At 67.2% G+C, this 19,645-nt stretch carries 18 protein-coding genes; 4 read left to right on the plus strand and 14 right to left on the minus strand.

From position 1 onward, the window contains the following. Positions 1-12: 12 nt before the first annotated feature. From AC1MBE_RS07715 to AC1MBE_RS07755, 9 genes are read right to left on the minus strand one after another with little or no spacing between them, the layout of a single operon-like run. Positions 13-774 carry an SDR family oxidoreductase gene (locus AC1MBE_RS07715; RefSeq protein ID WP_479782118.1) on the minus strand — a complete coding sequence of 254 codons (762 nt, stop codon included), beginning with the start codon at positions 772-774 and terminating at the stop codon, positions 13-15. An 11-nt stretch (positions 775-785) separates the two neighbouring features. Further along, entirely contained in the window at positions 786-1,691 is a 906-nt protein-coding gene (locus AC1MBE_RS07720) for a dihydrodipicolinate synthase family protein (RefSeq protein ID WP_479782120.1), read from the minus strand. Beyond that, positions 1,688-3,850, minus strand: coding sequence for a TRAP transporter permease (locus tag AC1MBE_RS07725; protein ID WP_479782121.1), 2,163 nt, complete (start codon positions 3,848-3,850; stop codon positions 1,688-1,690). The genes AC1MBE_RS07720 and AC1MBE_RS07725 overlap by 4 nt, the downstream gene beginning before the upstream one ends. Beyond that, positions 3,847-4,362: a hypothetical protein gene (locus AC1MBE_RS07730; RefSeq protein WP_479782123.1), complete on the minus strand. Its 516-nt coding sequence runs from the start codon at positions 4,360-4,362 to the stop codon at positions 3,847-3,849. The genes AC1MBE_RS07725 and AC1MBE_RS07730 overlap by 4 nt, the downstream gene beginning before the upstream one ends. Positions 4,363-4,367: 5 nt before the next feature. Then, a complete protein-coding gene (locus AC1MBE_RS07735) occupies positions 4,368-5,372 on the minus strand; it encodes a TAXI family TRAP transporter solute-binding subunit (protein WP_479782125.1) in 1,005 nt (334 codons plus the stop codon). A gap of 58 nt (positions 5,373-5,430) precedes the next feature. Beyond that, positions 5,431-6,042 (minus strand): carboxymuconolactone decarboxylase family protein, encoded by a 612-nt coding sequence (locus tag AC1MBE_RS07740; protein ID WP_479782127.1) that lies wholly within the window; start codon positions 6,040-6,042, stop codon positions 5,431-5,433. Next, positions 6,035-6,847 carry an SDR family NAD(P)-dependent oxidoreductase gene (locus AC1MBE_RS07745; RefSeq protein ID WP_479782129.1) on the minus strand — a complete coding sequence of 271 codons (813 nt, stop codon included), beginning with the start codon at positions 6,845-6,847 and terminating at the stop codon, positions 6,035-6,037. The genes AC1MBE_RS07740 and AC1MBE_RS07745 overlap by 8 nt, the downstream gene beginning before the upstream one ends. A 57-nt stretch (positions 6,848-6,904) precedes the next feature. Next, the gene (locus AC1MBE_RS07750) at positions 6,905-7,585 is read right to left on the minus strand and encodes a GntR family transcriptional regulator (protein WP_479782131.1); all 681 of its coding nucleotides are present in this window, start codon (positions 7,583-7,585) and stop codon (positions 6,905-6,907) included. Between the two features lie 38 nt (positions 7,586-7,623). After that, positions 7,624-10,527, minus strand: coding sequence for an FAD-binding and (Fe-S)-binding domain-containing protein (locus AC1MBE_RS07755; protein ID WP_479782133.1), 2,904 nt, complete (start codon positions 10,525-10,527; stop codon positions 7,624-7,626). A gap of 352 nt (positions 10,528-10,879) precedes the next feature. Between AC1MBE_RS07755 and AC1MBE_RS07760 the strand changes: the two genes are divergently transcribed. Further along, entirely contained in the window at positions 10,880-11,506 is a 627-nt protein-coding gene (locus tag AC1MBE_RS07760; protein WP_479782135.1) for a PAS and ANTAR domain-containing protein, read from the plus strand. Positions 11,507-11,627: 121 nt separating this feature from the next. On the opposite strand, the gene AC1MBE_RS07765 is transcribed toward AC1MBE_RS07760, so the two are convergent. The 3 genes from AC1MBE_RS07765 to AC1MBE_RS07775 all read right to left on the minus strand — a co-directional run bounded on the left by AC1MBE_RS07765 (position 11,628) and on the right by AC1MBE_RS07775 (position 14,960). Beyond that, a complete protein-coding gene (locus AC1MBE_RS07765; RefSeq protein WP_479782137.1) occupies positions 11,628-12,950 on the minus strand; it encodes an MFS transporter in 1,323 nt (440 codons plus the stop codon). Next, a complete protein-coding gene (argE, locus tag AC1MBE_RS07770; RefSeq protein ID WP_479782139.1) occupies positions 12,947-14,176 on the minus strand; it encodes an acetylornithine deacetylase in 1,230 nt (409 codons plus the stop codon). Before argE ends, AC1MBE_RS07765 begins: the two co-directional genes overlap by 4 nt. A gap of 172 nt (positions 14,177-14,348) precedes the next feature. Further along, on the minus strand, positions 14,349-14,960 hold the full coding sequence (locus AC1MBE_RS07775; RefSeq protein ID WP_479782140.1) for a helix-turn-helix domain-containing protein: 612 nt from the start codon (positions 14,958-14,960) through the stop codon (positions 14,349-14,351). A gap of 98 nt (positions 14,961-15,058) precedes the next feature. Between AC1MBE_RS07775 and AC1MBE_RS07780 the strand changes: the two genes are divergently transcribed. Both AC1MBE_RS07780 and AC1MBE_RS07785 read left to right on the plus strand, forming a co-directional pair. Further along, complete coding sequence (locus AC1MBE_RS07780; RefSeq protein ID WP_479782142.1) at positions 15,059-15,631, plus strand: MOSC domain-containing protein; 573 nt, start codon at positions 15,059-15,061, stop codon at positions 15,629-15,631. A gap of 29 nt (positions 15,632-15,660) precedes the next feature. Next, positions 15,661-16,410, plus strand: a complete 750-nt coding sequence (locus AC1MBE_RS07785; RefSeq protein WP_479782144.1) for an ABC transporter permease — start codon at positions 15,661-15,663, stop codon at positions 16,408-16,410. A 24-nt stretch (positions 16,411-16,434) separates the two neighbouring features. Here AC1MBE_RS07785 and AC1MBE_RS07790 read toward each other — a convergent pair whose 3' ends face one another. Together AC1MBE_RS07790 and AC1MBE_RS07795 are read right to left on the minus strand one after the other, a co-directional pair. After that, positions 16,435-17,220, minus strand: a complete 786-nt coding sequence (locus tag AC1MBE_RS07790; protein ID WP_479782146.1) for an alpha/beta fold hydrolase — start codon at positions 17,218-17,220, stop codon at positions 16,435-16,437. A gap of 92 nt (positions 17,221-17,312) precedes the next feature. Further along, positions 17,313-18,668 carry an MFS transporter gene (locus AC1MBE_RS07795; RefSeq protein ID WP_479782148.1) on the minus strand — a complete coding sequence of 452 codons (1,356 nt, stop codon included), beginning with the start codon at positions 18,666-18,668 and terminating at the stop codon, positions 17,313-17,315. 198 nt (positions 18,669-18,866) lie between these two features. On the opposite strand from AC1MBE_RS07795, the gene AC1MBE_RS07800 reads away from it, so the two are divergent. After that, complete coding sequence (locus AC1MBE_RS07800; RefSeq protein ID WP_479782150.1) at positions 18,867-19,643, plus strand: electron transfer flavoprotein subunit beta/FixA family protein; 777 nt, start codon at positions 18,867-18,869, stop codon at positions 19,641-19,643. Positions 19,644-19,645: the final 2 nt, after the last annotated feature.

Genomic DNA, 19,645 nt, shown 5'->3' on the forward strand with positions numbered 1-19,645 from the left:
TTGTTCTTTCAGTTAGTAGGAACGGACGAGTCCGCCGTCGCAGCGGATCTGCTCCCCGGTCACGTAGGAGGCCGGTCCGCTCGCGAGGAAGGCGACGACAGCGGCAAATTCTTCGGGCGTGCCGTACCGGCCGGCGGGGATCGTTGCCTCCGAGGCCGCCCTCGCCTCCTCCGGCGAGCGGCCGGTGCGTTTGGCCGCCGCTGCGTCCAGTGAGCCAACGCGGTCGGTGTCGATGCGGCCAGGGAGCACCATGTTGACCGTCACGCCGTCCTTGGCCACCTCCGCCGCCAGGGTCTTCAGGTACCCGGCGAGCCCGGCCCGCCCGATGTTGGACAACGCCAGGTTGGGCAGCGGCTGCTGCACCCCGCTGGAACCCACTGCCACCACGCGCCCCCACCCGCGCTCCCGCATGCCCGGAAGCACCAGGGCGGTGAGCCGAATGTGCTGCAGCATCAGCTGGTGCACGGCGTCAAGGGCCTGTTCAGCGGAGACGTCCGCCGCACCGCCGGGAGGCGGTCCCCCGCTGTTGAGGATGAGCACATCGATGGGGCCAAAGGCCTCCACCGCGGCCTCCACCAGGGCTGACGGGGCGCCGTCGTCCCTAAGGTCAATGCCGATGCCGACGGCGGAATCCAGCCGGGCAGCTTCCGCCCGGACCAGGTCCCCGCGCCGCGCCGCCAACACGACGTTGGCGCCTTCCACGGCCAATGCCCGGGCGACGGCGAGGCCGATGCCCGAACTTGCGCCCGGAACCAGGACGTTTTTTCCTTTCAAACCGGTCTCCATCAGGAAGTCACCACCCGGACGGCGTCAAGGTGGGCATCGATCAGGTCAGCCAGTTCCTGCGGCAGTTTCGGCGCGGGGGGCCTCACGATGGATTCGGCGATGATGCCGCGGCGCCGCAGCACTTCCTTGCGCAGGGCCAGTCCGACGCCGGGCTGGGCCTCGAAGTTCACCAGCGGCAGCCACGGGGTGAAGGCCTCGCGGGCGGCGCGGAAGCCGCCGTCGTTCCATGCGGTCAACGCGGCCTGGAGACCCTCGGGGTGCGAGAATCCGGTCATGGCACCGGCCGCGCCGGCGGCCAGCTCATCCAACAATCCCACTCCCCCAAGTCCGCCGTAGACGGGCACGGAAGTGGCGCGCGTCAGTCGGGCGATGGCGGAGGCTGTGGGCGGGGCCTCCGACTTGACGGCCACGATGAACGGGCACCGGGCCAGGACCTCGAGGATCTGCGCCGCAGTGATGTTCACGCCGGACGCCACGGGGTAGTCCTGCAGCACGATGCCCGCGCCGGTGGCCCGGTGCACGGCGGTCAGATGGACGGCGAGCACTTCCGGATCGGAGCTGTTGGCCTGCACCATAAGGGCTGCAAGGCTGCTTCCCGCCGCGTCAACCGCGACACGGGCTTGCTCCAGCGCCACGGCCGTTGACCGGGCCGAAAGGCCTACTACCAGAGGCGCGCCCTTGGCCTCCTCGGCCACGGTGTGCACAGTCAGGGACTGCTCCCCGGCGTCCAGGGATGCCCCCTCGCCGAAGACGCCGAGCACCACCATTCCGGTGGCCGGTATCGCGGTGTAAAGCTGCACTTCGCGTCGCAGCGAATCGGTGTCCACCGCAAGGTGCGGTCCGCTGAACGGCGTGGCCAGGACTCCCCAGAGTCCGGGGGCGAGGTGCGGGATCAGTGTCGTCATAGTGGTGCGTTGTCCTTTCGGTCACGAGCCTTGGAAGCCTTGTTCTTCCCGGTTGGGGATCCGGCCGCGGCTGCACCCGCCGCGTCCGGGCGATGCCGGCGTAGCCCGAGGATATGTACCAGGACGCCTACGGCGATGATCGCTGCCCCGATGCCGATGTAGAGGGGATCCATGACCAGCATGGGCAGTGACCCGACGCCGAGAAGAATCCGTTCGGGCCAGCGGGCCGGGCCGATGAGCCAGGCCCCGGTAGCCACGGCCAGGGCGGCAACAGCCAGGAGCGAGACGGTGAATGCCAGTGCAATCGACCCTGGGTCGCCCTGCAGGAGCAGCCCGACGCCGCCCTCGGATAGCACAAAGATGAACGGCACTAGGAACGCCGAGAGCGTGTACCGCCAGGTCAGCCACATCGTCTTGATGGGTTTGCCGCCGGTGATGGCCGACGCCGCGAACGGCGACAGTGCCGTCGGCGGCGACACCTCGCTGAGCACCGAGTAGTAGAAGATGAACATCGCGGCGGCGAATGCCGGAACGCCGACGTCCTGCAACGCGGGTCCGATGATCACCCACGAAATGATGAAGCTTGCCGTTACCGGCACGGCAAGTCCCAGGAGGGTGACGGAAATGGCGGAGAAGATTGCTGTCAGGAGCAGGTTGCCGCCGGCAAAATCCACAATGATGTTCGCAAGCTTCAGACCCAGGCCGGTGAGGGTCATAATTCCGACGATCAAGCCAGCGGCTGCCATGACGGGGATCACGGACAGGGCCCCCATGGCTCCGACGGCGAGCGCGTCCCAGATGCGCTTGGGCGTCAGCCAGGACTGGCGGTCCAGGAAACTGAGCACAAACGCAAGACCGGTGGCGTACACCACGGCCCGGAACGGTGTCATGCCCAAGGACATGAACACCACGATCGCGATGAGGGAACTGAAGTGGTACCCAAACCGCAGCAGCAGTTTGCCGACCGGTTTGACGTCGAAATCCACCGCCCTGGTCTTGAACCGCCGGGCGTCCATTTCGATGGCGAGGATGATGCCGAAGTAGTAGAGGACGGTGGGAATGGTGGCCCAGATGAGCACCTGCAGGTATGAGACGTTCAACAGTGCGGCGATGATGAAGGCGGCGGCACCGAGCGTGGGCGGGGACATGATGGCGCCGATGCCGGCAGCCGCCAGGATGGCGCCGCCGTGTTCCTTCGGGTAGCCAGCCTTGCGCAGCAGGGGCCAGGAGATGCCGCCGAGGGTCACTGTGGTGGCGACGCCGGAACCCGAGACGGTGCCCAGCAGGAAGCCCGCCAGGGTCACGGTCCGGCCGGGGCCCGACTTTGACTGTCCGAAGGCGGCGAACGAGAGGTCGATAAAGAATTTGGTTGCACCCGAGGCGCCAAGGACGGCGCCATAGATGGTGAACAAGATGATGTACGAGGCCGCGACCTCCGTGGGAACTCCGAAAAGTCCTTGCGTGCCCATGACGTTGTGTCCAACCAGCCGAATCCAGTTAAAGGACGACGTGTTGAACGGGGCAGGGATGAAGGAACCGAACGCCGCGTAGGCGAAGAACGCCAGCACAACCAGCGGGACGAGAATGCCGACCGTCCGGCGGGATGCTTCCAAGGTGACCAGAATGGCGATGACGCCCATGGCCAGGTCCAGGTAGGTCGGCGTGATCGCGCGGCGGAAGAAGCCGTCCCAATCCGAGATGATGTAGGCGAACGGAACCGCGGCAATTGCGGCGAGCAGCCAGTCGAGGATGGGCGGGTTGTCTTTGCGGCCGGAATCCTTGGCCGCAGCGGAGCGGCCCCATCCGCGATACACCAGGAACGTCATGGGCAGCGCGATCATCAGGAACGCGGGCAGGTAGAACTGGGTGGGCATTGGATTGAAGACCCAGTACAAGGAAAACAGGGACAGGGCCACACCGATGATCTTCACCGCGGTTCCAGGCATCCCGCTCAGGTGACGGGCGGGTTTCTCTGCCTCAAACTCCGCGATCAACGCCTCTTCGTCAATCACCCCATCTTCCGCGAGGTTCAGGGGGTTGGCGGCGTCGGCGGTGTCCGAGGCCGGCCGCACGGTGCTCCCCGGCCGCATGGTGCTCCCCGGGGGTTCAGGCGAGGTGCGGGCGTCAACGGCTCCGTTGCCGCTGGGGGTCTCAGTCATGGGGTCTCCTTGATGGATAGCACAACGAACGGGTCGCTGTCTTCAACTAACTTCCATAGTTCAAGCGGCGGGGCACCGGGGATATAGACGGTGCGGCGACCGAGATCTGTTGCAGCCAGCGACAGTCGGCTGAACTTCGCGGGGTGCCCGGGATCAGGGTCGGTCACCCATTCCCTGCGGTCCGGGTCCGCGGCCACGGACGGCGGTCCGGGGACGGCGTAGTACTCTTCAAGCACTGCCAGCTGGTCGGCGGCCAGCTGCGCCAAGCGGTAGCTTCCGTCGTGCTGGACGGTGTATCGCTCCTCCGCAATGGTGCCGTAGATGGAGTTGCGGTAACTCACCGAGAAGGTGTCTCCGGCAAGGGGCACGCTGGCCAGCACGCCGCCGTCGTTACTGATCACCAGGGCGCGTGCACGCTGGGGCTCGGGCGGCCCGTCGGCCGCAGCAATGCCGCCCACTCCCAGCAGGCCGAGGCTAACGAGGCCGACGACGACGGCGGCTGGCTTACGCATCGGTGCTAGCTTCCGGACTTGTCGAAGTAAGCCTTCGAACCTGGGCAGGTCTCCACGAAGGCGACCTTCCCCGCGGTGGCCTTATCCATCTCGCGCGCTGCGGGATGGACTTTGATCAAGGCCTCCTTGTTGTCAAAGAGGGCGGTGGTGATGTCCTGCTGAAGCTGCTTGTCCATCTTTGTGCTGGCGGCCAGGATATTCGGCGAAGCGATCGCCGGAACGGCCTCGGTCTGCCCTTCATAGGTGTTGGCCGGGATGTCCTTCTTCTCGTAGTACGCGCCGTACTTCTTCGCGAGCGGCTCCGCGTACTCCCCGATCGGAAGCAGCTTCATGTCGCCGTCGCCGGCAAGGTCGATCAACGCCCCGGTGGGCAGTCCCCCGGACCAGAATCCTGCATCGATCGTTCCGTCGCGCAGCGCGGCGATGGTCTCCGCCGCGCCAAGCTGGCGGCGCTGGATGCCCGACTTCGGGTCAATTCCGGCGGCCTCGAGGATGCGCAGGGCCCCTACCTCGGTGGCGGAGCTGGGCGCGCCCACCGAGATGACTTTGCCCGCCATGTCCTTTACGCTCTTGATCCCTTTGTCGTTGACGGTGACGGCCTGCATGAAGTTGTTGTAGATGTTGCCAAGGGAGCAGATCTCCTGTGGCTTTCCCTTGAATTCACCCTCGCCCTTGACGGCATCGGAAACCACGTCGCCCACAGCGAAGGCGAGTTGTGCCGAGCCGTTCCCGAGCAGCAGCATATTGTCCACGGATGCGTTCGTCTCCTGCACGGTGGCGTCATAGCCCTTGACGTGGCCCCGGATCACAGTGGCAAAACCACCACCCAGCGGATAGTAGACCCCGCCGGTGCCGCCCGTGGCGATGGACAACGTGCCGCCCTGGCCACCAGCATTGCCGCCGTCACCGCCGCTGGGAGCTGGGCTGCCACACGCGGAAAGGAAAACTGCCGGTACAAGAACTGCTGCTGCGCATAGGCGCTGCATACGCCTCCGGGCAGTGATGGTCATAGCGGTCATGGTTGTTTCTCCCTATTTTTGATCATGATGATGACTGGGTTGGTGGGTGTTAATTGGTCTGGTGTACGGGGTCTCCGGTGGCGGCCGGCGGGGCGGGAACATCTCCGGCGGCCAGGATGCCTGCAAGCAGGCGGTAGTAGCCCACCAGCACGGAGAGCTCCGTGATGCCGCCGTGTCCGAAGTGTTCGAGGGCGGCCGCGTGGATGTCCTCGCCGACGGCGGTGCCGCGCAGCAGCGCCCGCGTCAGGCCCAGCGCCGCTCTTTCGTCCGCGCTCAGCGTCTCCGGGACTTCGCCGTCGTGCAGCTGCTTCAGCTCGGTGCCGGTGATGCCGGCGCCCGTGGCAACCCGGCTGTGCGCGTACCATTCGTAGGCGGAGTCCAGTTCCGCGGCGACGGCGCAGATGACCAGTTCCCGCGTACGGTCCGGCAGTGACCCGCCAAAACGCAGGACGGCGCCCAGGGCCTGTACCGCGTGCCCGATCGCGGGCGAGTGCAGCAGCGCGTTGAAGGGGCCGGTGAGGCGTCCTGCGTCGTCGGCAAGGGCAAACGGCCCGTTTCCCCTCGGCGGGCCGGCGATGGCGTCATACAGATCGCGCTGCTCGTCCGAGAGTTCACGCGGGGCGAGGAGCGGAAAGCGGCCGCCCCGGGTGGGTTCAGACAAGGGTCCTGCCCCCGTCCACGTACAGGACATGGCCGGTGACGAACTCCGCCTGGCGGGAAGCCAGGTAGAGAACGGGACCGGTAAGGTCTTTGACCGTACCGAGCCGGCCGGCGGGGACCATCGAGGTGTAGTGCTCGCGCACCCCGGGGCGGTCCAGATGCGTCCTGGTGAGTTCCGTGTCCACGTAGCCGGGGGCGATGGCGTTGACCGTGACCCCGCGGGAGGCCCATTCGCGGGCCATGACCCGGACCAGCTGGTTGATGCCGCCCTTGCTGGCGGCGTAGGGACCGTGGTCGGGGTGTGCCAGGAGGCTGGAGACCGACGAGCAGTAGATCTGGCGCCCGAAGCCGGCCTCGACCATGACGCGGCCGGCCGCGCGGCCGAGCCGGAAGGCGCTGGTGAGGTTGAGCTCGATGATGCGGCTCCAGTCCTCGTCCGCGGTTTCGAGAATTGGCACCCGGTGGTTGATGCCGACGGAGTGCACCAGGACGTCCAGTCCGCCGAGACGCTCCTGGGCTGCCGCAACGGCGTTCTCGCAACCCTCCGTGGAAGTGAGGTCAACGCGTTCCGTGGCCGCGCCCGGATCAAGAGCGGCCAGCCGGGACTCATCGCGGTCAACCGCGAGCACACTCGCCCCGGCGGCCACGAACTCCGCAACACAGGCGCTGCCTATCCCGCCGGCGCCCGCCACCAGCACGCGGGCACCGTTCAACCCGAGCCAGTCGTTGATGGACGCCACGGCGTTTTGCTGGACGGCTGGCACGCCTGCGCTGTCCGCATCATTGCGGGGTACTGGTAAGACCATTTGGATAATGTATCCAATATAGTGGCACGGTGTAACCCGTGTCACAGAATCGTTATGTTAGGGCCGGCTCGGTGCGTCCAGGAAAGTTCGGAGCGCGTCGACTGCGTGTTCGCGGTGCTCGTCCAGCAGCGCGACTAGCAGTTCCGCGTCACCGTCAGCGTAGGCCTGGATGATGCGGGCGTGCTCGCGTTCCACCCTGGCCCGGTTATGTTCCGCCCCGTAGTAGACGAACCGGTAAGCCTCAGTCGCGTCCCACAGGACTTGGACGATCCGTTCCAGACGCGGCATGCGGGCCGCTGCCAACAATTCGAAGTGAAACCGCCGGTTCGCCTCCGTCATCTTGACCAGATCGCCGGCCGCGCTGGCCGTTTCCACCTCACTGGCGGAGGCCCTCATCGCGGCGAGTACGCCGTCGCTCCGATTTTTAACGGCAACCCGGGCGGCCTCTGATTCCAACAGCTGCCTGAGCCGGTAGACCTCCAGGAGGTCCGTGAGCGATAGGCTGGCGACCTTGTGGCCGCGGTGGGGTTCGTAGACCACCTGGCCCTCGCTTTCGAGGACCTTGAAGGCTTCGCGGACGGGAACCCGGCTGACGCCGAACCGATCGGCGAGCGCGTTTTGACGCAGCGGCTGTCCGGGCAGGAAATCCCCCGCGATGATGGCGCGCCGCAGCTCGGCAAGGACGAAAGCCTGAGCGGTGGGAGGGCGCCTAAATTCTTTGGCGGCGTCCTCGCTCATGCCGCCACCGCAAACACATGTGCTTTCACACCTGAATTCTAGCGGGGCGGGCCTCCGTCGCCGTCGTTGCTCGCGCCGGCCGCATTCCCGCTCGGGACAGAAGCGCGCCGCCGTTCGGCGCGCAGGGCGTCCGCGATGACTTGGACCAGGTGCCGGCTGTCCAACCCGGCCAGGTCCCGGACCTGCGTGCGGCAGGAGAAGCCGTCGGCCACGATGCTGTGATCCGGCAGGGCCTCTGCCTTGGCGAGAATCCCCCGCCGGGCGATGTTCTCGGACACCTCGTAGTGCCCCTTTTCCATGCCGAAGTTCCCGGCCAGTCCGCAGCAGCCGGCCGAGGTTTCGATGTCACATCCCATCGCTGCCAGCAGGGCCTCATCGGCCCCGTAGCCCATCACGGAATAGTGGTGGCAGTGCGGCTGAACGAGGAGTTTTTCCGCGGCAGGCGGCGGCGTCCAGTCGATCGCGGCCAGGAGTTCAGCGACAGTTTTCACGGCGGCCGACAGCTCCGCGGCGCGGGGATCGTCGGCTAGGAGTTCCACCAGGTCCGAGCGCAGCGTCGCCGTGCAGCTGGGCTCCAGGCCAACCACGGTCCGGCCGTCCCGGACGTGCGGCAGGAGGAGGTCCACCGTGGCGCGCAGCTTCGCTTTTGCGGCCGTCAGCTGGCCTGTGGAGATGAGCGTCAGTCCGCAGCACGCCCCGGGGGCGGCGAGTTCGACGTCGCAGCCGGCGGCCACGAGGACGTCGACGGCGTCGCGTGCGACCTCGGGCGCCAGCGCGTCGGAGAACGAATCGACCCAGAGCAGGACCTTGTGCCCGCCCCTCGGCCCATGGTTCCGGTTCCGGCCTTCCTTCGTTTTTCGAAACGGAGTGCGGGGCAACGGCGGTAGGGACCGGCGGCTGTCGGCGCCCATCAGCGCCATCATGGTCCGGCGCAGCAGCGGGAGGCGGCCCACGAGGTTGACCAGGGGTGCTGCCGGCGCGGAGAGCCGCAGCCACTGGGGAAGGCGGCCCAGCGTGTAGTGGCTCAGCGGACGGATCCGTCCCTTGTAGGTCTGGTGCAGGGTCTCGGACTTGAACATTGCCATGTCAATGCCGGTGGGGCAGTCGTTGGCGCAGGCTTTGCAGCTCAGGCACAGGTCGAGCGCGTCATGCACTTCCGGGGAGGACCAGCCGAGGGTCACGACGCCGCCGTTCAGCATCTCCTGGAGCACCCGGGCCCGGCCGCGGGTGGAGTCTTTCTCCTCGCGGGTAGCGGTGTAGGACGGACACATGAAACCGCCTTGGGGGCCGAGGTCCGCGCGGCATTTCCCGACCCCGACGCAACGGTGCACAGCTTTGGTGATGTCCCCGCCGTCGTGGGAGAAAGCGAATCCGTCACTGGCGCGCAGGGACAGCGCCTGGGGCCGGCGCAAGTCGGCGTCGAGCGGTGACGGCCGGACCACAACCCCGGGGTTGAACAAGTCTTCCGGGTCCAAAAGGGCCTTGAAGTCACTCATGGCCCGCAGCGCTGCGGGGCTGTACATGGTGGAGAGCAGTTCGGACCGCGCCCTGCCGTCGCCGTGCTCGCCGGAGAGCGATCCGCCGTGTTCGACTGCCAGGGCCGCGGCGCGCTCGAGGAAGCGGCGCATCAGCACGCCGTCGCTGTCCAGCGGGAAGTCGAGGCGGACGTGGACGCACCCGTCGCCGAAGTGGCCGTAAGCCAGCCCGGAAAGCCCTTCCTCATCCATCAGCCGTTCCAGGCCGCGCAGGTAACTGCCCAGCCTCTCCGGTGGTACGGCGGAATCTTCCCATCCGGGCCAGGCCTGCTGCCCGGAAGCGGTGCGTCCGGCCAGTCCCGCGCCGTCCGCCCGGATCTGCCAGAGGCGGGTGGCTTCGGGGCCGGCCGGCAGCACCACCGCAGCATCCGCCCTGGAGGCGGCGACCAGAAGTTCGGCGGATGCCAGGGCTTCTTCGGCCGTGGCGCCGCCGATCTCGGCCATCAGCCAGCCGTCGCCGGCGGGAAGTGCCGGGACGCTGGCCGGGCCGTGCGCCCGGCGCACGACGTCGACGAGCTTCGCGTCCAGCCCTTCCAGTGCCAGCGGGCTGAAGGGGAGCAGCGCCGGGACATCGTCGGCTGCGGTGGCCATGTCCGGGTAGCCCAGCACGGCCAGGGCAGGGGCCACCGCCTTCGGAACGAGCCTGAGCTCTGCCTCGAGGAGGATCCCGCAGCTTCCCTCGGTGCCGGTAAGGGCGGCCGCGAGGTTCTGGCCCTTCTCGGGCAGCAGGTGCTCCAGGGAGTACCCGGAGATCTGCCGGCCGAACCGCCCGAATTCGGTCCTCAGGACGGCCATGTTTTCCGACACGAAGGCGGCCAGCCCGGGTACGGCCTCGAGGGCGTCCGGGCCGGAGCCGGCGGTGACAATGTCACCCGAACCCGTCAGCCAGGTCATGGACAGTACGTTGTCCGCGGTGCGCCCGTAGGAGAGTCCGTGCGGTCCGCAGGCGTTATTCCCGATCATGCCGCCGAGAGTGCAGCGCATGGCCGTCGACGGGTCCGGGCCGAACCGCAGCCCGAACGGGGCGGCCGCGTTCTGGAGGTCGCTGAGCACCACCCCGGGTTCCACCACGGCGGTGGCCGCTTCGGGGTCGATGGCAAGGACGCGGTTCAGGTACCGGGAGACGTCCAGCACCATGCCCGGGCCGATCGCGTTACCGGCGCAGGAGGTGCCGCCGCCGCGCACGGTCACAGGCATGCGGTGTTTCCGCGCGATGGCCACCGCTTCCTCGATATCCCGGCGGCTCCTGGGCAGCACTACCAGCTCGGGAACCACCCGGTAGTTGGAGGCGTCGGTGGCGTATTGCGCCCGCGCCAGCGAGGAGTCATCCACGGTCCCTTCGAGCACCGCGCGGAGCTCAGCAACAACGGTGTGCGTCGGCAGCGGGATCGGTATTTCCAGGGTCACGGCGGAAGGCTCCTCGTTGGGCCGGTACGGACTTGTGCTACCGACGGGACAGGCACCTGGAGGGTACCGTTCATTCGTGCGGCTTCCGTCAGCACTGTAGCCGGGTTGGTGCGCAGCATGCCGGACACCGCGGGGAAAACCTGCTCCGTGGCGGTCGTCTCCGTGGCGGTCGTCGCCGAGGCGGTCCGAACTACTCGCCGAGGAACCGCAGCACCAACGGGACGGTGGTTGCCCGCCTCACCGGCCACTCCCTGCTATATTCTGGTCTTTTCAAGCCCAGGCGGGGGTTGCCGGGGCAATAGCACTTCGAACGGCCCCGTCAATGACATCCAACAGCAAATATCCCGGATCCGTGGCGCGAGGAATTCCCCATGATGAATTTCTCGACTGCCCCACCGGGCTGGTCGAATACTACTTCGCGGACGGTGCATTCCGTTGGTCGGATGGTCTGTACCGCATTTACGGGTATGAGCGGGGCGAAGTGGTCCCGTCCATGGAGATGGCCCTGCCCCATATCGAGCCTGAGGACCGGCCCAAGGTCCAGGCCTACTGGGAGCGGGTGGCTGCCGTCGGCGGCCCGTTGTCCATCTACGTGTCCATCCGCGACCGCAAGGACCAGCAGCATAAGTTGCTCTTCTCCGCGGACTACATCCTCGACGGGTCCACGCCCGTCGGCGTCTGGGGCGTGATCGTGGACCTCACCCAGTCCATCCACACCGACCGCCACCAGCTCGCCACCGAGGCGGTCGCCGCGTCAGCGCTCAACCGGGCGGCCATCGAGCAGGCCAAGGGCATCCTCATGGGACGCACCGGAATCGACGCCGACCGGGCTTACGAGCTGATGAACAAGATGAGCCAGGACACAAACCGCAAGGTCCACGCCATTGCCCACGAGATCATTGAACGCACCACTGCTGCCCACCCGGGATCCGAAGGACCAACGCGGACCTCTGGCGTAGCGCCGGGACCGGATTCTTGAGGAATACTTCGGCCTGTATCCGGCCCCGGATTAGCCAGGAACGCCCCCGGCAGCTGCCGGGGGCGTTCCATATATTCTCCGCCCGGGACTCGGCCGGGAGCCGTTCGCGCGGGCGCCTCGGTCAGGCCTGGCGGTACACCTTCCGGGAAATGGTCAGGCTCACCGCGGCGATCACCGCAACGGCGACGAGGTAGTAACCGGGCACCAGCAGGGAGCCGGTGCTGCCGATCAGCCAGGTGAGGATGAAGGGAGCGAACCCGCCAAAGACGGTGACGCCGATGTTGTAGCCCAGGGAGAGCCCCGTGGACCGGATTCGGGCCGGGAACATCGAGGACATGATGGCCGGCAGCGGCGCGAAGTAGGCGGTGGCCAGCACGGACAGGACAAGTTCGACCACGATCATGGTGGGCAGCTCCGGCGCGGCAATAAGCCCCAGGAATGCCGGGATGCCGACGACGATGGTTCCGCCGGCGGCCCAGGTCATGACCCGGGCGGGCCCGACTTTGTCCGCGAGCATGCCGATGAACGGGGAACCAAGGCTCATGACCACCCCAAAGATCAGGGTGGAGAGGAAGGCCACGGCTTTGGGCATCCCGAGGTTCACGATCGCGTAGGTGGGCATAAACAGGGCGATGTAGACGCCCACGGATCCGAGCGAGACGACGCCCACGATGGCCCACAGCCGGCCGCCGTTGCCGATGAACGTCTCCCGCAGGGGCGCGGCGGACCGTTCCGTGGCCAGGAATTCCGGCGTCTCCTCCATCTTCGAGCGGATGTACCAGCCCACGGGTCCGATCGCCAGCGCGAAGATGAACGGCAGCCGCCAGCCCCAGGAGTCCAGCGACTGGGTGCTGAGGTAGGTGTTCAGGACGAAGCCGAAGATACCAGCCAGCAGAATGCCGCCGCCCTGGGTTGCCACCTGCCAGCTGCCGTAGAACGCCTTCCGGCTGGGCGCGTACTCAATCAGGTAGGCCGTTGCCGTGCCGAATTCCCCGCCGGTGGCGAAACCTTGCAGCAGCCTGGCGATCAGCACCAGGATGCTGGCCGCGACGCCGATCGCGGCGGCCGTCGGTGCGACAACAATCAGCAGGGTGCCGACAAACATGACGAGGATGGAAACCAGCATGCCTGCTTTGCGGCCAGCCCGGTCCGCGTAGCGGCCGATGATGATGCCGCCGAGCGGCCGCATGATGAAGGAAACGCCGAACGAGGCGAAGGTCAAGAGCAGCGACGCGGCTTCGCTGGTGGTCGGGAAGAACAGCTTGGAAATGGTGACGGCGAACGTGCCGTAGACGATCAGGTCGAACCACTCGAGGCCGTTGCCGATGGAGGCTGCAACGACGGCTTTGCGGGCGTTGCTTTGCTGCAAGGCAAGGTCAGAAGGCGAACGGGGGTCCAGGACCTCTTGACTCGATCCCGCACCGGTGGCGGTCTGGTGGCTCATGGCTTGGCGGTCCGTTCAGTAGTAGAGAGGTGGGTGACAAGGGCCTGCAGGAAGTCCTCGCAGGCCGCGATCTGGGTCAGCTCGATGTATTCGTTGGCGGTGTGGCCCTGGTCCATGTTGCCGGGGCCGCACACCACGGTGTCGATTCCGGCTTGCTGGAAAAGGCCGGCCTCGGTGGCGTAGACCACGGATTCTTCGACCGCGTGGCCGGTGAGGTCCTGGGCCAATTCCAGCGCGATGCGCGGGCCGTCGGGGCTGAGTCCGGGCACCGTGCCCAGCGGGGCCATGCGGATGTCCGCAGCGGGGTTTTCCTGCTGGATTTCGGCCCGGAGCCCGGCCAGGTTGTCCTCGATGCGGGTTATCACTGCCGCCGGGTCGACGCCCGGAATGGTCCGGAACTCGAACTCGAAGTCGCATTTTTCGGCCACCGTATTGACGGCGGCGCCGCCGCTGACGACGCCGACATTGGCGGTGGTGTACGGGACCACGAAGCTCTCGTCGAACGGGCCGGACAGCCGGTGTTCGTCGGCGAGGGAGCGGATGAAGGCGATGGACCTGGCCGCGTATTCGATGGCGTTGACGCCGGTGGAGGTCATGGACGAGTGGGCGGCAATCCCGCTGACAGTGACGCGGTAGAGCTGGCTGCTCTTGTGCGCCGAGACCGGGCGCATGCTGGTCGGCTCCCCGACGAAACCGACCCGGGGATGAATCCCGCGGGCCGCGAGCTCGGTCAGGAGGACGACGGCGCCGTGGCACCCCACCTCTTCGTCGTAGGTCCAGGCGAAGTGCAGCGGCTCCGCCAGCGGACGGGAGAGGAACTCCGGCAGGAAGCCCAGGACCGCGCCGCTGAACGCCTTCATGTCGGTAGTGCCACGGCCATAAAGCCGCCCCTCACGGACCTCAGGGGCGAACGGGTCACTGTCCCACGCCTGGCCGTCCACGGGGACCACGTCGGTATGGCCGGCGAGCATGATGCCGCCGGTGACGGTGCCGTCGTGGGCCGGAATGGTGGCGAAAAGGTTGGCCTTGTTGCCGTCCGGGCTGGGGACGATCAGCGGTGTGATGCCGTGGGCGGTGAGCTCGTCCGCCATGCCGTGGATCAGCTCGAGGTTGGAATTGCGGCTGGTCGTGTCGAAGGAGACAAGCTTCTCGGTCCAGGCGAGCGCGGCTGCACTCGGCGCTGCGGTGGATGGGACGGCGGTTGTTGTAGCGGTGGTTGACGTCATGGGCAGGTTCCCTTGGAGTGGTGGACGGGCCTGGCCTGATCGGCCGGCTGCGGCTGGCGTCGGCCGCCAGCTGGCTCCGCGCGCTCACCTCAGTATTTGGGCGGCCCGCCATCCCTGTCAACACTTAAGACGCGATTTGTTCATTAAATTGAACAGGACGCAACAGGCTTCCCTAGAACGACGGCGGCGTCATAGCGCCAATCAGCACCGCGTCCTCCGACGTCGAGTTGCGGTACCAGTGCGGCAGCGAGGAGTCGTAGGTCAGCGAATCGCCCTCCTCCAGGTCGTACCCCACGCCGTTGACGCAGACATGGAGCTTGCCCTGCACCATGGTCACGCACTCCTCGCCGGCATGCTTGAAGGGCGCATCCTCGTTGTCCCACCCGGCGGCGATCTGCGCGCGCAGCATGCCGAGCTGGCCGCTCATGTGGGGGGTCAGGAGTTCATAGATCAGATTGTCCTCGGCGACTTCAAGGCGCCGCCGGTCAGCGCGCCGGACCAGGGCCCCGCCTTGGTCCCGGGTATCAAAGAAGCGGCCCACCGGCACTTTCAGGGCCTGGGACAACTTGATCAGCGTGGTCAGCGACGGGTTGCCCTGGCCGCGCTCGATCTGGCTGAGCAGGCCCGGGCTGAGGCCGGCTGCGGCCGCCAGGCTGCCGATGCTGTACCCGGCTTCCCGCCGCAGCTGCAGGACCAGGGCCCCGACGGCGGTCATCGCGCGCTCCGCCTGATCCTCCACGCCGGGGAGCTCCATTGCTGCTGGGCCGAGGCCGTGATGTTCCATTCCACGATCGTCCGTCATAGTGAAGATATCGTCAAGATAATGAATAGGAGGCGGGTGGCCGGTACCGGGCTAAACCTCCGAGACGATAGTTTGGTGCCATGACCGCCAGCTACCGGTACGCCATCGAGATCCTGCACCTGCTCGTGTCGCCGGCGCACGCGTACTTCGGCCGGGCCCGCGAGGGCGCAGCCGACGTCCCCACCACGGACGCCGACCAGGCGACGCTTGTGGCCGGCAAGGGAATCCTCGGCGACCGGTTCTTCGGCAAGGCCGCCCACATGGATGCCGCCGTCACCGTTTTTGCCGTCGAGGCCCTCGAAGCCATCGCCGCCGAGCTCGGCACGGCACCACTTGACCCGCTGCTGACGCGCCGCAACGTCGTCGTCCGGGGAGCGCATCTGGCGCCGCTGCTTGGCCACGACTTCGCGCTGGAATCCCGCGGAGGCCGGGTGCGGCTCAAGGCAGGGCGGCCGGCCCACCCGTGCGCCTGGATGGATGAGATGCTCGCCCCGGGCGCCCACAAGGCCATGCGCGGGCGCGGCGGTGTGCGGTGCCAGGTCCTGTTCGACGGCGTCCTGCACCGCGGCCCGGCAGTGCTGATCAGCCCGGTGCCGCTGGCTCCTGACCGCGCGGGCGACGCCACCGTCCTGCGCCCATCGCGGCTGCCGTAACCCGCCTAAGCGACTACTAAGCTAACGCTATGAACCAGCCCGGCGGCGTAGTCGCGACCTTGTTCGGCGTCGCCGTCCTGGTGGCCCTCACAGTCGCGGTGCTATCGCTGTACCGCGTGCCGGCCCGCTTTGCGCCGGCTTGGGCTATTCTCCGCGGGGCCGCGCAACTGGCTGCCATCAGCCTGGTGCTGAGCGGCATCATCACCAACGCGTTCCTCGTCGGGGTTGCACTGCTCGTCATGTTCACCGTCGCAGCGGCCACGGCAACCAGACGCCTCGGCTGGGACTGGACCATGTTCGGGCACGTCTGCACCGCAATGGGCGCGGGGGTGATTGCCACCTTGGCGGTCGTCTTCGCCACCGGCGCCATCGAGTTCACACCCCGCTATGCCCTGGCCATCGGCGGCATCGTGATTGGCAACGCCATGTCCATCACCACCCTCGCCGGGCGGCATTTCAGCCAGACGGTGATCTCCCGGTGGGAGGAAGTGGAAGGGTGGATGGCTCTTGGCGCGAAGCCCCGGCAATCCACGGCCGAGCTGGCGCGGGGGGCCGTGTACTCGGCCCTGATCCCCTCAACCGACCAGAGCAAGACCACGGGCCTGGTCACCCTGCCCGGTGCCTTCGTCGGGGCGATCTTTGGCGGTATCTCTCCCCTGGCCGCCGGCCTGTTCCAGATCGTGGTGCTGGCGTCCATCATGGCGGCAGGTTCCATCACAGCCGTCGTCACCATCCTGTTCCTGGCACCGCTGCGTATGCGCCCCCTGCCGCTGCCCTGAATCCGCGTCCCGGCGGAGGGCGTCTTAGACGTCGAGGAACCGCAGCAGCAGTGGGACGGTGGCGTGCATGGCGCGCATGTCCCCGCCGCTGGCGTCCTTCTCGCCGAGGTAGTCACCGTGCCCGCCGGGGACGATCAGCAGGCGGGCGCCCGGGATGGCACCGGCCATCCGCGCGGCATACCCGGGCGTGACGATGTCCCGGTCGCCGCACACCACCAGCGTGGCGGCCGTGATCGTGCCCAGTTCGTCGTCGGACCAGCCGGGAAAGTCCCGGATGCGCCCGCTGTCCAGTTCGAACAATCGCTCCAGGTGGCCGGGCTCGGGATTGAGCCGGCGGTCCTCGTCCTGGTAGGTCCGGGGCATGTCGTCCAGGGTGGCTTGCGCCATGGAGTCCCAGAACTCATCCGGGACGGCGTCGCGGCTGACGAAGGTCGACGCGGCGATGAGCCGCCGGACAGAGCCGGGCCGCGCGATCGCCAGCGCGACGGCGGTGTGCCCGCCGGCGCTGAACCCCAGCACATCCACCGTCTCCACGGTGAGCTGGTCCAGCACGGCGAGGATGTCGCCGGCCGAGTTTTCTGCGGTGAGCGGGCGGCTGGTGGGCTGGGTGCGGCCGTGGCCCTCCTCCTCCACCGCAATCACCTGGCGCTGCCCGGCCAGCAACGGGATCAGTTCACCGAAGTTGGTGCCGATAGTGGAACCGCCGCCCGGGATGAGCAGCAGCGGTGGCTGGCCGGGCACCGCTGGGCCATGAACCTCGTAGTACATGCGGAGGCCGCCGTTGTCCGCGTAGCCGTGGGTGAAGGTCACACGGCATCCTAACGCCGGGCGCCGTAGGCGAAAAGGGGGCCTGAGAACGGGACGCTTGTCATCCCAGCCGGCGCCGTGGGCCCGGCCTCTATTCAGTGCGTGAGTGCTTCCTCGTCGGAGAGTTGTTGGTCCTCGGTCCGTGCGCTTCGGAACCTGGAGCCAAGGAGCACCAGTGAGGCCAGCAGAAGAACCGTGACGGAAACCCAGAGCGCGGTATCGGCACCTGCCAGGGTGGCGATCAGCCCGCCTAGCGGGGCGCCGATGACGATCATTCCGCGGTTTACTGAACGCATCGTGGCACTCATCCGGGCGAGCAGGCTGTCCGGGGTGACAGCTTGGCAAAATCCCATTTCCAGTGGCCCTTCGACGCCCATTGCCCCGCCAAAGAGCAGTTGCCCTGTGCCCATGAGAGCGAAAGCTGCCCACATGTCCCCGGTCCACTGCAGCGGGGAGCCATATGACTCCCCCGCGCGGGTGCCGCCGGCGACGATGGGCGCGAGGGCCACCACCGCGATTGCCACCGGCTGGGCCATCCGTGCCATCACCATGGTTCTGCCCGTGCCCCAGCGATGGCCCACCCGGGTGGAAACTGTGGTGCCGATGACCGCCCCAATCCCGGCGCACCCCATGACCAGGCCCAGACCGACGGCGCCCAATCCAAGGTCGTTCAGAATCACCGCCGGCAGCACGGTTGCGAGGATGGATGAGCCGATGAACCAGATGTGGGTGCTGCACGCCAGGGGCGTCAGGTATGGATGCCCGTAGACCCAGCGAAGACCCTCCGCGACCTTCCGGTGGAGCCGCTGTGTGCTTCGAACCGGGGGCTGCGACGGCCGCTCCAGGGTCAGCAGGACCGCGGCGGAGAGGAAATAGGAGACAGCGTCCAGCAACAAGGCGAAGGGCGCTGTCACCAGGGCGACCAGACCGCCGGCTACCGCCCCACCGGTGGTTTGTGCCACGGTATCGCTTTGCTGCAGCCGGGCATTGGCCTTGGTCAGTAGGGGCCTGGGGACCAGCTGCGGGAGGAAGCTCTGATACGCGGCGTCACTTGTCAGCGCCAGTATTCCAAAGGCAAATATCAGGACTATCAGGGCCGGGACGGAAAGCAATCCGGCTGCCGCCGCCAGGGCCACGCCCGCCAGGATGAGGCCGCGGCCGAGGTCTCCGCCAATAAGCACTGTGCGGCGCGGAAGCCGGTCGATCCACACCCCCGCCACCAGGCCGAAAAGCAGATACGGCGCCCAGCGCGCAGCATTCACCAGGCCCTGGTCAAGGGCTGTCCCGTCCATCGTCACCAGAATCAGGACAGACAGTGCCACGGACGTTATATAGGTGCCGAAATCGGACACCGTTGAGGCCAGCCAGAACCGCACGAAGGGCGGATGGCGACGGAGCTTTGATTCCGCAGCAGACGAGCTCCCGGCAGATGCTCCCACCTGTCCCCCCATCGTCGCGTTGGCTTACAGCATAGCGACGGCGGCGGGCCCGCTTCGGCGCACTCTCAAGCGGACGACGGCGGGAGGCCTCGCCGTCGTCCGCTGACGACACGGGCCCGGTCAGGCAAAAAGGTACCCCCTTTCGTAGACTCTAGGGAGATCCGACACGTCCCGCCTGCAGGGACGTGTCCGCCACAGGAAGAGTCATCGATGAAGATTGTCGTCCTAGTCAAGGAGGTCCCCGACACCTACGGGGACCGAAAGCTGAACCTTGAAACCGGCCTCGCCGACCGCGAAGCCAGCGAAACAGTCATTGATGAGATTGGCGAGCGGGCGCTGGAACTGGCGCTGACCTACGCCGACGCGCACGAGGGCACCGACGTCGCCGTCCTGTCCCTGGCTCCCGAGGGTGCGACGGCGACGATCCGCAAGGCGCTGGCGATGGGCGCGGGCAGCGCCACGCACGTCTGTGACGAGTCGCTCCGGGGTGCCGATCTGGTGCTGACCGCCGAGACCCTCGCCGCGGCGGTCCGCCGGATGAGGTTTGACCTGGTGATCACCGGCAACGTTTCCACCGACGGCTCCGGCGGCATGGTCCCCGCGATGCTTGCAGAATTGCTTGAGGTGCCGCTTGCCACCGGCCTAAGCTCCGTTCGGATCAACGACGGCACCGTCTCCGGCACCAGGGGCGTTGAATCCGGCGTGCAGCAGGTATCGGCGGACCTGCCCGCGGTCATCTCGATTACCGAGGCACTCCCCGGGCCGCGTTTCCCGAACTTCAAGGGAATCATGGCCGCGAAGAAGAAGCCCCTTGAGGTGTTGAGCCTCGCAGACCTGGGGGTCACGGCCGAGGACCCGGACGCGGCGCGGTCGATCATGCTGGCGGTGGCGGAGAAGCCCCCGCGTGCGGCGGGCGTGAAGCTCGTTGACCAGGGTGATGCCGGCGAGAAGCTCGCCGCGTTCCTGATCGAAAACCGACTGGCGTAGGA

The sequence above is a fragment of the Arthrobacter sp. BG5 genome (assembly GCF_056680155.1).

Coding starts and splice junctions, on each gene's coding strand:
- AC1MBE_RS07720 (WP_479782120.1), bottom strand. CDS start 1,691: ATGACGACACTGATCCCGCACCTCGCCCCCGGACTCTGGGGAGTCCTG.
- AC1MBE_RS07725 (WP_479782121.1), bottom strand. CDS start 3,850: ATGACTGAGACCCCCAGCGGCAACGGAGCCGTTGACGCCCGCACCTCG.
- AC1MBE_RS07730 (WP_479782123.1), bottom strand. CDS start 4,362: ATGCGTAAGCCAGCCGCCGTCGTCGTCGGCCTCGTTAGCCTCGGCCTG.
- AC1MBE_RS07735 (WP_479782125.1), bottom strand. CDS start 5,372: ATGACCATCACTGCCCGGAGGCGTATGCAGCGCCTATGCGCAGCAGCA.
- AC1MBE_RS07745 (WP_479782129.1), bottom strand. CDS start 6,847: ATGGTCTTACCAGTACCCCGCAATGATGCGGACAGCGCAGGCGTGCCA.
- AC1MBE_RS07750 (WP_479782131.1), bottom strand. CDS start 7,585: ATGAGCGAGGACGCCGCCAAAGAATTTAGGCGCCCTCCCACCGCTCAG.
- AC1MBE_RS07765 (WP_479782137.1), bottom strand. CDS start 12,950: ATGAGCCACCAGACCGCCACCGGTGCGGGATCGAGTCAAGAGGTCCTG.
- argE (WP_479782139.1), bottom strand. CDS start 14,176: ATGACGTCAACCACCGCTACAACAACCGCCGTCCCATCCACCGCAGCG.
- AC1MBE_RS07775 (WP_479782140.1), bottom strand. CDS start 14,960: ATGGAACATCACGGCCTCGGCCCAGCAGCAATGGAGCTCCCCGGCGTG.
- AC1MBE_RS07780 (WP_479782142.1), top strand. CDS start 15,059: ATGACCGCCAGCTACCGGTACGCCATCGAGATCCTGCACCTGCTCGTG.
- AC1MBE_RS07785 (WP_479782144.1), top strand. CDS start 15,661: ATGAACCAGCCCGGCGGCGTAGTCGCGACCTTGTTCGGCGTCGCCGTC.
- AC1MBE_RS07795 (WP_479782148.1), bottom strand. CDS start 18,668: ATGGGGGGACAGGTGGGAGCATCTGCCGGGAGCTCGTCTGCTGCGGAA.
- AC1MBE_RS07800 (WP_479782150.1), top strand. CDS start 18,867: ATGAAGATTGTCGTCCTAGTCAAGGAGGTCCCCGACACCTACGGGGAC.